At 70.0% G+C, this 11888-nt stretch carries 12 protein-coding genes and 1 pseudogene; 12 read left to right on the top strand and 1 reads right to left on the bottom strand.

Going from position 1 to position 11888, the window contains the following annotated elements; all coding sequences use genetic code 11:
* Position 1: 1 nt before the first annotated feature.
* From ACFCXS_RS21930 to nusB, 10 genes and pseudogenes are all read left to right on the top strand, one after another.
* Positions 2-426, top strand: a pseudogene (locus ACFCXS_RS21930) (transposase family protein); the annotation flags it as partial.
* A gap of 1233 nt (positions 427-1659) precedes the next feature.
* Positions 1660-2505, top strand: a complete 846-nt coding sequence (locus ACFCXS_RS21925; protein ID WP_376645032.1) for a shikimate dehydrogenase — start codon at positions 1660-1662, stop codon at positions 2503-2505.
* Positions 2506-2556: 51 nt separating this feature from the next.
* On the top strand, positions 2557-2970 hold the full coding sequence (locus tag ACFCXS_RS21920; protein ID WP_376645031.1) for a hypothetical protein: 414 nt from the start codon (positions 2557-2559) through the stop codon (positions 2968-2970).
* A gap of 141 nt (positions 2971-3111) precedes the next feature.
* Positions 3112-4296, top strand: coding sequence for a chorismate synthase (aroC, locus tag ACFCXS_RS21915; RefSeq protein ID WP_376645030.1), 1185 nt, complete (start codon positions 3112-3114; stop codon positions 4294-4296).
* Positions 4293-4808, top strand: a complete 516-nt coding sequence (locus tag ACFCXS_RS21910; RefSeq protein ID WP_376645029.1) for a shikimate kinase — start codon at positions 4293-4295, stop codon at positions 4806-4808. The genes aroC and ACFCXS_RS21910 overlap by 4 nt, the downstream gene beginning before the upstream one ends.
* On the top strand, positions 4805-5896 hold the full coding sequence (aroB, locus tag ACFCXS_RS21905; RefSeq protein ID WP_053668313.1) for a 3-dehydroquinate synthase: 1092 nt from the start codon (positions 4805-4807) through the stop codon (positions 5894-5896). The genes ACFCXS_RS21910 and aroB overlap by 4 nt, the downstream gene beginning before the upstream one ends.
* Before the next feature lie 161 nt (positions 5897-6057).
* A complete protein-coding gene (locus ACFCXS_RS21900) occupies positions 6058-6909 on the top strand; it encodes a Pro-rich N-terminal domain-containing protein (RefSeq protein ID WP_376645028.1) in 852 nt (283 codons plus the stop codon).
* 181 nt (positions 6910-7090) lie between these two features.
* Positions 7091-8206, top strand: coding sequence for an aminopeptidase P family protein (locus ACFCXS_RS21895; protein ID WP_376645027.1), 1116 nt, complete (start codon positions 7091-7093; stop codon positions 8204-8206).
* Positions 8207-8259: 53 nt separating this feature from the next.
* A complete protein-coding gene (gene efp / locus ACFCXS_RS21890; protein ID WP_095933031.1) occupies positions 8260-8826 on the top strand; it encodes an elongation factor P in 567 nt (188 codons plus the stop codon).
* A gap of 2 nt (positions 8827-8828) precedes the next feature.
* Entirely contained in the window at positions 8829-9263 is a 435-nt protein-coding gene (gene nusB / locus ACFCXS_RS21885) for a transcription antitermination factor NusB (RefSeq protein ID WP_344454648.1), read from the top strand.
* Between the two features lie 196 nt (positions 9264-9459).
* Here the strand turns inward: nusB and bldD are convergent, their stop codons facing one another.
* The gene (gene bldD / locus ACFCXS_RS21880; RefSeq protein WP_006131213.1) at positions 9460-9963 is read right to left on the bottom strand and encodes a transcriptional regulator BldD; all 504 of its coding nucleotides are present in this window, start codon (positions 9961-9963) and stop codon (positions 9460-9462) included.
* Positions 9964-10229: 266 nt separating this feature from the next.
* On the opposite strand from bldD, the gene pyrR reads away from it, so the two are divergent.
* Together pyrR and ACFCXS_RS21870 are read left to right on the top strand one after the other, a co-directional pair.
* Positions 10230-10805, top strand: coding sequence for a bifunctional pyr operon transcriptional regulator/uracil phosphoribosyltransferase PyrR (pyrR, locus tag ACFCXS_RS21875; RefSeq protein WP_362240217.1), 576 nt, complete (start codon positions 10230-10232; stop codon positions 10803-10805).
* 102 nt (positions 10806-10907) lie between these two features.
* A complete protein-coding gene (locus tag ACFCXS_RS21870) occupies positions 10908-11885 on the top strand; it encodes an aspartate carbamoyltransferase catalytic subunit (RefSeq protein WP_344454650.1) in 978 nt (325 codons plus the stop codon).
* Positions 11886-11888: the final 3 nt, after the last annotated feature.

The following is an 11888-nucleotide window of genomic DNA, read 5'->3' as shown; positions in this document are numbered from 1 at the left end:
CGTCCGCAGAGACCGGCTGTGGTCGCTGCCGCTGGAGGACCAGGTGCTGCTGGTGGCCGCGTACTGGCGCACTAACCTCACACTGCGCCAGCTTGACCCGCTGTTCGGTGTCTCGAAGTCGGCGGCCGACCGGGTCGTCCACCTCGGGCCGGTACTCGCCCTCCAACCGCGGCGACGGTGCCGCAAAGACACCGTGTCATCGTGGACGCACTGTTCCCCACACGACCGGTTCGTGGCCGCCTCCAGTGTCGGGAAGAACAACCGCTGCTCCACCAACAGGTCGTCATCGACGCCGACACTCGCTGGGTCGTCGCTGTCGGCAAGCCGCTGCCCGGCAATCACAACAACTGCCGGGCACAGGAGGAATCCGGGCCAAAGCCGCAGTCGCCATCACCCCCACGGTGGTCGCCCGACGGAGTCACCGGGCCTGATCGCACTACCGTTGCTACCAGGACGTGGGACTACCCAACTGGAAGGAGGATCACAACGCCTCCCGCCGCGATCCTCGCCGTTGATGTGCCGGTTCTGCCCTATGCCCGGTCCGAGAGACCCAGAGCGTTCCCCTGCGAAGACAATCGCGACCTGATTCGGACTACAGAGCAGCAGCTTGTTGGCCGGATTGCGCTGGTCTGGGCCAACCTCCATTCCCTTCATGGGGCCGCTGGTCTGTTCCTGCGTGCGATGCACCAATGGCTCAGTCGTTCCTTCGGTGACCGGCGCAGACTTGAGGCTCCGTCCGATGCGACCTACGCCGCCAGCTCCGTACCGCCACGACGGCTTCGACGACTGGCTCAGCGGCATAGGAATGCGACGCCAGCCACCATGACGAAATAAGGCATTCAAGCTCAGTAGTAGCACTCTTCCTGCCAGGCAAGGGGGGATCAATTTGCGCCCACTAGGCTCGAATGTGAGGCGCCCTCTCTGTCCATCATGGTCGTGCTTGAGTCGATGCGCCCCTATCGTGCCGTTGGCGGGTGGTATTGAATCGACTTTCGGGGCCGTTCATATGCGCTAAGATCGCTAACCTCATCCTGGTGATCGCAGACCGTGGTGACCTGGCTTCTCGACGTCCTTAATGGGAGAAACTATGAAGATGGCTCGTCTAGGGCCTGTTGCGGCTATGGGAATTGCTGCTATTGGATTTGCGGCGGTTCCGGCTTATGCGGACGGGGTCACCTATTCGGCTAGCGGAGGGGCATCCGCTCATTGGGTGGCGAACGGAGATAAAACCGTCACGTGCGACGAAAAGAAGGACGGCTACGCTGCGGTAACCCTGCTCTGGGTCGTGGGGGAGGAGGTCGAGCAGCAGGGGGAAGATTGGGCATCGGGCGGGGTTAACACCTGCGAGACCATACCCAGGAGCTGGATACGCGAGGGTGCCACTGTCCGTCTCCAGGCCTGCCTCGGCAAGGGCCTCACGGTCTACAAAGAAACCTGTGGCCCCATTAGGTCCGACCGCGCCTAGATATGGGCTGTCTTGCCTTGGGCCTGGCGCTGAACGGCATGACATGAGGAGCGGGCCGCGAGCGCGGTAGGATCTATCGCAGCAGTGATGTGGGTTTTGCTTATCGCTCATCCAGCTTGCTGGGTTCCTGTCGAGTGAGGCATGGTGAGAGCCCGGTTGTGAGACTGAGATGTGGGATGCGTAGGATGAGTTCCATGCCAGCACGGGGAACTGACGCCCACGCCCGCCGGGCCGCCGTACTCGGCTCCCCGATCGCCCACTCGCTCTCCCCGGTCCTGCACCGCACCGCCTATCAGGAGTTGGGCCTGGCGGGCTGGATATATGACAGGTTCGAGGTCGACGAGGCCGGGCTGCCCGCGTTCTTCGAGACGCTCGGCCCCGAGTGGGCCGGGCTGTCGCTGACCATGCCCTTGAAGCGGGCCGTCATCCCGCTGCTGGACGAGGTCAGTGAAACCGCCGCGTCGGTGGAGGCGGTCAACACCGTCGTGTTCACCGAGGACGGCCGCCGTATCGGCGACAACACCGACATCCCCGGCATCGTCGCGGCGCTGCGCGAGCACGGCATCGAGCAGGTCGACTCCGCCGCCATCCTCGGCGCGGGCGCCACCGCCTCGTCCGCGCTGGCCGCGCTGTCCCGGATCTGCCCGGGCGAGATCGCCGTGTACGTGCGTAGCGAGGCCCGGGCCGCCGAGATGCGGCAGTGGGCCGAGCGGCTGGACGTCTCCGTCCGCATCGCCGACTGGGCGGATGCCGAGCAGGCCCTGCGCGCCCCGCTGGTGATCAGTACCACGCCGGCCGGTGTCACCGACGCCCTCGCCCGGTCCGTACCGGAACGCCCGGCGGCCCTCTTCGACGTGCTGTACGACCCCTGGCCGACCGACCTCGCCGCCCGCTGGTCGGCGTACGGCGGTGCCGTCGTCAGCGGGCTCGACCTGCTGGTGCACCAGGCTGTGCTCCAGGTCGAGCAGATGACGGGGCTGGCACCGGCGCCCCTGGACGCCATGCGAAAAGCGGGCGAGCGGGCTCTCGCCGACCGATAAGATCCGCTCTCGGTTCCGCAGGGGGCGGAACAGGGGAGGGGAACGTCCGTCATGTCCGCAGGCCTGCCTCAGGCATCCGTCAAGTCCCAGATATTCGAGTCCCTGCTGGGATTCCTGCCCGACTGGGTGCAGATCACGGTGCTCGCCCTGATCGTGCTCGCCGTCGTGGCGTCCTGGGTCGTCAAGATCAAGCGCAAGATCGACTACCGGCGTGCTCTCCGCAACGGGCAGCCGATCCACGCGGCGGCCCAGCACGGGCAGGGGCGCGGTGCGGACTACCTGGGACAGTACGCGCCGCAGCAGGCAGAGCCGGCCCAGCAGCGCGGCAGCGGCGCCGACCACCTGGGGGCCTACGCCCCGCAGCAGGCGCAGCCCGCCCAGCAGCCGAGCGGCGCCGACTTCCTCGGGGCGTACGCGCCGCAGCGGCGTCAGGGCGAGGGGCCGTCCGCGAACGCGTCCGCTTGATGGACCGGGCGCCGGGCAAGGGGCCCCGGCGTGGGAGGATCGGAGATGGTGGACCGGGCCGCGCACCCGGTCACGCCGTCGCCGTACGCGACGAGGCGCGTACGCAGGGCAGTACCAGAGCGCGAGCACTGAGGAGCACCGTTGAGCAGGTTGCGCTGGCTGACCGCGGGGGAGTCCCATGGCCCCGCACTCGTCGCGACGCTGGAGGGCCTTCCCGCCGGCGTGCCGATCACCACGGACATGGTGGCGGACCATCTTGCGAGGCGGCGCCTGGGCTATGGGCGCGGTGCCCGGATGAAGTTCGAACGCGACGAGGTCACCTTCCTCGGCGGCGTCCGGCACGGCCTCACTCTCGGCTCCCCGGTCGCGGTCATGGTGGGCAACACGGAGTGGCCCAAGTGGGAACAGGTCATGGCCGCCGACCCGGTCGACCCGGAGATCCTCGACGGGCTCGCCCGCAACGCCCCGCTGACCCGCCCGCGCCCCGGCCACGCCGACCTCGCGGGTATGCAGAAGTACGGCTTCGACGAGGCCCGGCCGATCCTGGAGCGTGCCTCGGCGCGTGAGACGGCCGCTCGCGTGGCACTGGGCGCGGTGGCCCGCTCGTACCTGAAGGAGACCACCGGCGTCGAGATCGTCAGCCACGTGGTGGAGCTGGCGGGGGCGAAGGCGCCGAAGGGCGTGTACCCGACCCCGGCCGACGTCGAGAAGCTGGACGCGGACCCCGTGCGCTGCCTGGATGCCGACGCCTCGAAGGCGATGGTCGCCGAGATCGACCAGGCCCACAAGGACGGCGACACCCTGGGCGGTGTGGTCGAGATCCTGGCCTACGGCGTGCCCGTCGGCCTCGGTTCGCACGTCCACTGGGACCGCAAGCTGGACGCCCGCCTCGCCGGTGCCCTCATGGGCATCCAGGCCATCAAGGGTGTCGAGATCGGCGACGGTTTCGAGCTGGCCCGCGTGCCCGGCTCCAAGGCGCACGACGAGATCGTGAAGACCGACGACGGCATCCGCCGCACCTCCGGCCGCTCCGGTGGCACCGAGGGTGGTCTGACCACCGGTGAGCTGCTGCGGGTGCGCGCCGCGATGAAGCCGATCGCGACCGTACCGCGCGCCCTGCAGACCGTGGACGTCACGACCGGCGAGGCCACGCAGGCCCACCACCAGCGCTCCGACGTCTCCGCGGTCCCGGCCGCCGGCATCGTCGCCGAGGCCATGGTGGCCCTGGCGCTCGCGGACGCGGTCGCCGAGAAGTTCGGTGGCGACTCGGTGGCGGAGACGCGCCGCAATGTGACGTCGTACCTCGACAACCTCGCCATCCGATGAGCGGGCCGTTGGTCGTCCTGGTCGGGCCGATGGGTGTGGGCAAGTCCACCGTCGGGCAGCTGCTGGCCGAGCGGCTCGGCGCTTCCTACCGGGACACCGACGAGGACATCGTGGCCGAGCAGGGCAGGACCGTCGCCGAGATCTTCGTCGACGAGGGCGAGCCCGCCTTCCGGGCGATCGAGAAGGCCGCCGTGCACCGGGCGCTCGCCGAGCACGACGGCATCCTGGCCCTGGGCGGGGGAGCGATCCTCGACACCGACACGCGCGCACTGCTCGCCGGGCAGCGCGTGGCGTACCTGTCGATGGACGTAGAGGAAGCGGTCAAGCGCACCGGCCTCAACACGGCCCGCCCGCTGCTCGCGGTCAACCCGCGCAAGCAGTGGCGCGAGCTGATGGAGGCCCGTCGCCATCTGTACGAAGAGGTTGCCACGGCCGTGGTCGCCACCGACGGCCGGACGCCCGAAGAGGTCACCGAAGCAGCCCTGGACGCACTGGAGTTGAAGGAAGCATGAGCGAGGCAGTCACCCGGATCCAGGTCGGCGGCACGGCGGGCACCGACCCGTACGAGGTCCTGGTGGGCCGGCAGCTGCTGGGTGAACTCGGCGGTCTGATCGGCGAGAAGGCCCAGCGGGTCGCGATCCTCCACCCCGAGGCGCTGGCCGAGACCGGTGACGCCCTGCGCGCCGACCTGGCCGAGCAGGGCTACGAGGCCATCGCCATCCAGGTGCCCAACGCGGAGGAGGCCAAGACCGCCGAGGTCGCCGCCTACTGCTGGAAGGCGCTCGGCCAGTCCGGATTCACGCGTACCGACGTCGTCGTCGGCGTAGGCGGCGGTGCGACCACCGACCTGGCCGGGTTCGTCGCGGCCACCTGGCTGCGCGGCGTGCGCTGGATCGCGATCCCCACCACCGTGCTCGCCATGGTGGACGCGGCCGTCGGCGGCAAGACCGGCATCAACACCGCCGAGGGCAAGAACCTCGTCGGCGCCTTCCACCCGCCCGCCGGTGTGCTCTGCGACCTGTCCGCGCTGGACTCCCTGCCGGTCAACGACTACGTCTCCGGCCTCGCCGAGGTCATCAAGGCCGGGTTCATCGCCGACCCGGTGATCCTGGACCTCATCGAGTCCGACACCGAGGCCGCACGCACCCCGGCCGGCCCGCACACCGCGGAGCTCATCGAGCGCTCCATCCGGGTCAAGGCCGACGTCGTGTCGTCGGACCTGAAGGAGTCGGGCCTGCGCGAGATCCTCAACTACGGGCACACCCTCGGCCACGCCATCGAGAAGAACGAGCGCTACAAGTGGCGCCACGGCGCGGCCGTCTCGGTCGGCATGCACTTCGCCGCCGAACTGGGACGCCTGGCAGGCCGGCTGGACGACGCGACGGCCGACCGTCACCGCACGATCCTCGAAGCGGTCGGACTGCCCCTGCACTACCGGTACGACCAGTGGCCCAAGCTGCTGGAGACCATGAAGGTCGACAAGAAGTCCCGCGGCAACCTGCTGCGTTTCATCGTCCTCGACGGTCTGGCCAAGCCCACCGTCCTGGAGGGACCCGACCCGGCCGTGCTGCTCGCCGCGTACGGCGAAGTCGGGCAGTAAGTCCTCCGACGCGCCTTCCGCCCGAATTCACCTTCGGAGCCGGGCACTTCGGGCCGCCCCCGGCCGTTCACACATCGACGACCGGGGGCGGTACCGTTCGGTAGCAAGGGGTTCCGCCCCCTGTCAGCGCCCATCGCCTGTACGAGACGGAGTGGCACCGGATGCAGCACGCAGTGGGTTCTCCGCTGCCGCCGCCCCATCAGCCGGGGCACGGACCGGCCACGGGCTGGTCGCCGGCCGCACATCACCCCGGCCCGCAGAGCGCGGGCGCCCACCAGGGCTCCGTGCCCGTGCCCCCGCCGCCCCCGGCACCGGGATATCCGGCGCCCCCGCCCGGACCGGCCTCCTCCTGCGCCCCATCGGCGCCGGAGACCACCGGCCATGTGCCGCTGCCGCCCGGCGGCCCCGTGGCCATGCCCATGGCTCCGCCCGCGGCGACGGTTCCCGACCCCGCCGGTACGACGCTCGCGGTGCTGCTCATCGGCCCCGCGGGTGCGGGCAAGACCAGCGTCGCCAAGTACTGGGCGGACCACCGCCGGGTCCCGACGGCCCACATCAGCCTCGACGACGTACGCGAGTGGGTCCGCTCCGGCTTCGCCGACCCCCAGTCCGGGTGGAACGACAACTCCGAGGCGCAGTACCGCCTGGCGCGCCGCACCTGCGGCTTCGCCGCGCGGAACTTCCTGGCCAACGGCATCTCGTGCATCCTCGACGACGCGGTCTTCCCCGACCGCCCGGTCGTCGGTCTCGGCGGCTGGAAGCGCCACGTCGGACCGGGTCTGCTGCCGGTCGTCCTCCTGCCCGGGCTGGACATCGTCCTCGAACGCAACGCGGAGCGCTCGGGCAACCGACGGCTGTCGGACGAGGAGGTCGCCCGCATCCACGGCCGCATGGCCGGCTGGTACGGATCCGGTCTGCCGATCATCGACAACTCCCAGCTGGACGTCCCGGAGACGGCGAGAGTCCTGGACGACGTCCTGGCCAGATCGATCGCCAGCCCACCCCAGTGGTGAGCGCCCCATAGGGGCGCGGGGAACTGCGCGACAAGCCCCCCACACAGCCGCGGACGGCACACGACCCCGCGCGGCACGCACACTCGCCGCACAGCACCCCCACCCACCCGGACACACCGGACACCGCCCACTCAGACGCCCTCAACCGGCGCCAACCCGGCGGAGCTCATACGCTCGGGTCATGTCAGAGGTGTACGCGGCCCGCCGGACGCGTCTGAGGGAATACTGCAACGCGGGCGGCAGCGCGGCGGCGCTGGTCTCCCGCCCCGCCAACGTGCGTTATCTCGCGGGTGCCGCCCCGCAGGGCGCCGTTCTGCTGCTGGGCAGGACAGGGGAGCAGGACCTCCTCGTCTCCGCCGGGCCGACAGCCGACCGCCCTCCGCAGGAGCGCCCGGACGAGGCCCTGCGCGTCCACACCCTGCCCGGAGTCGGCGGCGGTGACCCGGCCGTCGCGGCGGCCCGCCTCGCCATGGACCAGGACGCCGACTCCCTCGCGGTGGAGGAGCACCACCTCACCGTGGCCCGGCACCGCGCCCTCGGCTCGGTCGCCCCCGGGCTGCGCCTGGCGGGCCTCGGCAGCGCGGTCGAACAGCTCAGGGTCGTCAAGGACGAGGAGGAGATCTCCTGCCTGCGCATCGGCGCCGAGATCGCCGACCAGGCCCTGGGCGAGCTGCTGGAGTCGATCCTCGTAGGCCGCACCGAGCGCCACCTCGCCCTGGAACTCGAGCGACGACTCGTGGACCACGGGGCGGACGGGCCGGCCTTCCCGACATCCGTGGCCACCGGACCGAACTCAGGCCGGCCCGGGCACCGGCCCACCGACCGCCGCGTCGAGGAGGGCGACTTCCTCTCCGTCTGCCTCGGCGCGACGTACCGCGGCTACCGCTGCGAGATCGGCCGCACCTTCGTCATCGGCACGGCCCCCGCGGACTGGCAGATCGAGTTGTACGACCTGGTCTTCGCCGCCCAGCGGGCCGGGCGTGAGAGCCTGGTACCCGGCGCCGCCTGCCGGGACGTCGACCGTGCCGCCCGCCAGGTCCTGGACTCCGCGGGGTACACGGAGGGCCTCACGGTCCTGACCGGACACGGTGTAGGGCTCGAAATCGACGAGGACCCTCAATTGAGTCCCGCGGCCATGGGTAAACTGGACGCTTGCGTGCCAGTCACCGTCGAACCGGGGGTCCACCTCCCGGGCCGGGGCGGTGTCCGGATCGATGACACGCTCGTCGTCCGCCCCGAGGCGGACGGCGGACCCGAGCTACTCACCATCACGACCAAGGAGCTGCTCGCCCTGTAGCCAGGCAGGTGCGTGCCCCGGGGTCGTACGTCAGTCCAGGAGATTCCGCAACCGTGGCTTCCACGAACGACCTCAAGAACGGCATGGTGCTCAAGCTCGAAGGCGGCCAGCTCTGGTCCGTCGTCGAGTTCCAGCACGTCAAGCCCGGCAAGGGCCCGGCCTTCGTGCGCACCAAGCTCAAGAACGTGCTCTCCGGCAAGGTCGTCGACAAGACCTTCAACGCCGGCGTCAAGGTCGAAACGGCCACCGTCGACAAGCGCGACATGCAGTTCTCCTACATGGACGGCGAGTACTTCGTCTTCATGGACATGGAGACCTACGACCAGCTGCACGTCGACAGGAAGGCCGTCGGCGACGCCGCGAACTTCCTGATCGAGGGCTTCACCGCCACCGTCGCGCAGCACGAGGGCGAGGTGCTCTTCGTGGAGCTGCCCGCCGCCGTCGAGCTCGTCATCCAGGAGACCGAGCCGGGCGTCCAGGGCGACCGCTCCACCGGTGGCACCAAGCCCGCCACCCTGGAGACCGGCCACCAGATCAACGTGCCGCTCTTCATCACCACCGGTGAGAAGATCAAGGTCGACACCCGCACCAGCGACTACCTCGGCCGGGTGAACAGCTAACCGTGGCTGCCCGCAACACGGCCCGTAAGCGCGCCTTCCAGATCCTCTTCGAGGGGGACCAGCGCGGCGCCGAGGTGCTGACCGTCCTCGCGGACTGGGTCCGGCTGTCCCGGGCGGACACCCGGCAGCCGCCGGTCAGCGAGTACACGATGGAGCTGGTCGAGGGCTACGCGAAGCACGCGAAGCGCATCGACGAGCTGATCGCTCAGTACTCCGTCGGCTGGACCCTCGACCGGATGCCCGTCGTCGACCGCAACATCCTGCGGCTCGGCGCCTACGAGCTGATCTGGGTCGACGCGACGCCGGACGCCGTCGTCCTCGACGAGATGGTGCAGCTGGCGAAGGAGTTCTCCACGGACGAGTCGCCCTCGTTCGTGAACGGGCTGCTCGGCCGGCTCAAGGAGCTCAAGCCCTCGCTCCGCCGCGACGAGGTCTGAGACGGACCACATGCCGGAGGGCCCGCAGCGTCACCGCTGCGGGCCCTCCGGCGTTCCGTGCGTCTCCATGAGCCCCCGGGCACTGCCGAGCATCCGCAGCGCCTCACAACGCCGCCGGGGCGGCCGAGAACCATACGGTTTCGGCCACCCCGGCGGCACGTTTCTGCTGGACCCCTCTTCCGGCCCCGCGGAGCGGTCAGGCGTCCTCGTGGGACGCCACCGCGCGGCGCGCGTCCGCGTCCAGGACACCCCAGCTGATCAGCTGCTCGGTCAGGACCGACGGCGACTGGTCGTAGATGACGGCGAGTGTGCGCAGGTCGTCCTGGCGGATCGACAGCACCTTGCCGTTGTAGTCACCGCGCTGCGACTGGATCGTGGCCGCGTAGCGCTGGAGGGGACCCGCCTTCTCGGCCGGCACCGTGGCCAGCCGCTCCAGGTCCAGGACCAGCTTCGGCGGCGGCTCGGCGGCCCCGCCCGGGGTCGTGCCCGGAAGCAGTTCCTGCACCGGAACGCCGTAGAAATCCGCCAGCTCGGCAAGGCGCTGTACGGTCACGGCACGGTCGCCGCGCTCGTACGAACCGACCACGACCGCCTTCCAGCGTCCCTGGGACTTCTCCTCGACACCGTGGAGGGAAAGGCCCTGCTGGGTGCGGATCGCCCGGAGCTTGGCCCCGAGCTGTTTGGCGTATTCGCTGGACATATAGCTCCCCGGCACTGTGTCGACGCGTCTGGCGTGGGTGCCAGGCCGCGCGGCTGGTAACTCACTGTGAGGTTACGCAGCGTTACACTGCCGCGTCAAGCCGAATGGTCCGCACCGACTCTTCCGTGGTATCGGCGTTCCGTTGCGCCGAATGGGTGATCCAGGGGGGCCGTACGGGCGATCACCGGGACCTGCTACCGTGTATGGCGCAATCTCGACGTCCTTTAAGGTCCGTCCCGTGAGGCGGAGAAGGAGGTCCGTTTCGTATGGACACGCACGACACGCGCGACACGCAGTCCGATGCCCGGCCCGTTCTCGAAGGGCCCGACATCGCGCGGGTACTGACCCGCATCGCCCACGAGATCGTCGAACGCGCCAAGGGCGCCGACGACGTGGTGCTCCTCGGCATTCCGACCCGGGGCGTCTTCCTCGCCCGGCGCATCGCCGACAAGCTCGAGCAGATCACCGAGCGCAAGGTTCCGTGCGGCTCGCTCGACATCACCATGTACCGCGACGACCTGCGCATGCACCCGCCGCGGGCGCTTGCCCGCACCGAGATCCCCGGTGACGGCCTCGACGGCAAGCTCGTCGTCCTCGTCGACGACGTGCTGTTCTCCGGCCGCACCATCCGCGCCGCCCTCGACGCCCTGAACGACCTCGGGCGCCCGCGCGCGGTGCAGCTCGCCGTCCTCGTCGACCGCGGTCACCGCGAACTGCCCATCCGCGCCGACTACGTCGGCAAGAACCTCCCCACGTCGTTGCGGGAGACGGTCAAGGTCCAGCTCGCAGAGGAGGACGGTCGCGACACCGTGCTGCTCGGTGCCAAGCCGACCTCTCAGTAGCGCTCCAGGCGTACGCCGCCGTCGTACGCCCGCTCAGTGCGCGCCCTCGCGCGCCCGTCTGCCCCGATTCTCCCGAATCAACTGCCTTACGGAGCCTGACAGATGCAGCGTCATCTCATCTCGGCCGCCGACCTCACCCGCGACGACGCCGTCCTGATCCTCGACACCGCGGAGGAGATGGCCCGGGTCGCCGACCGGCCGATCAAGAAGCTGCCGACCCTGCGCGGCCGCACGATCGTCAACCTCTTCTTCGAGGACTCCACCCGGACCCGGATCTCCTTCGAGGCCGCCGAGAAGCGGCTGTCCGCGGACGTCATCAACTTCACCGCCAAGGGCTCCAGCGTCTCCAAGGGCGAGTCCCTGAAGGACACCGCCCAGACCCTGGAGGCGATGGGCGTCGACGCCGTCGTCATCCGGCACGGGGCCTCCGGAGCCCCGTACCGCCTCGCCAACTCCGGCTGGATCGACGCCGCCGTGGTCAACGCCGGTGACGGCACCCACCAGCACCCCACCCAGGCCCTGCTGGACGCCTTCACCATGCGCCGCCGCCTGATCGGCCCGGACGCCGGACTCGGCCGCGACCTCGACGGCAAGCGCATCACGCTCGTCGGGGACGTCCTGCACAGCCGGGTCGCCCGCTCCAACGTCGACCTGCTGCACACCCTCGGCGCCGAGGTCACCCTCGTCGCCCCGCCCACCCTGCTGCCGGTCGGCATCGAGACCTGGCCCTGCGAGGTCTCCTACGACCTCGACAGCACGCTGCCCAAGTCCGACGCGGTGATGATGCTGCGCGTCCAGCGTGAGCGCATGAACGCCGCGTTCTTCCCCACCGAGCGCGAGTACTCCCGGCGCTACGGCCTCGACGGCGACCGCATGGCGCGGATGCCCGAGCACGCCATCGTGATGCACCCCGGCCCGATGGTCCGCGGCATGGAGATCACCGCCGAGGTCGCCGACTCCGACCGCTGCACCGTCGTCGAGCAGGTCGCAAACGGAGTGTCCATCCGGATGGCCGTCCTGTACCTGCTGCTCGGTGGGAACGAACCCGCCGTCACCCACCCCCGCACCGAGGAGAAGTAAGAC

The sequence above is a fragment of the Streptomyces sp. NPDC056373 genome (assembly GCF_042262425.1).
In the GTDB taxonomy this organism is placed as follows: domain Bacteria; phylum Actinomycetota; class Actinomycetes; order Streptomycetales; family Streptomycetaceae; genus Streptomyces.
The sequence above is the reverse complement of the archived record's forward strand: the minus strand, read 5'-3'. Positions and strand labels throughout refer to the sequence as shown.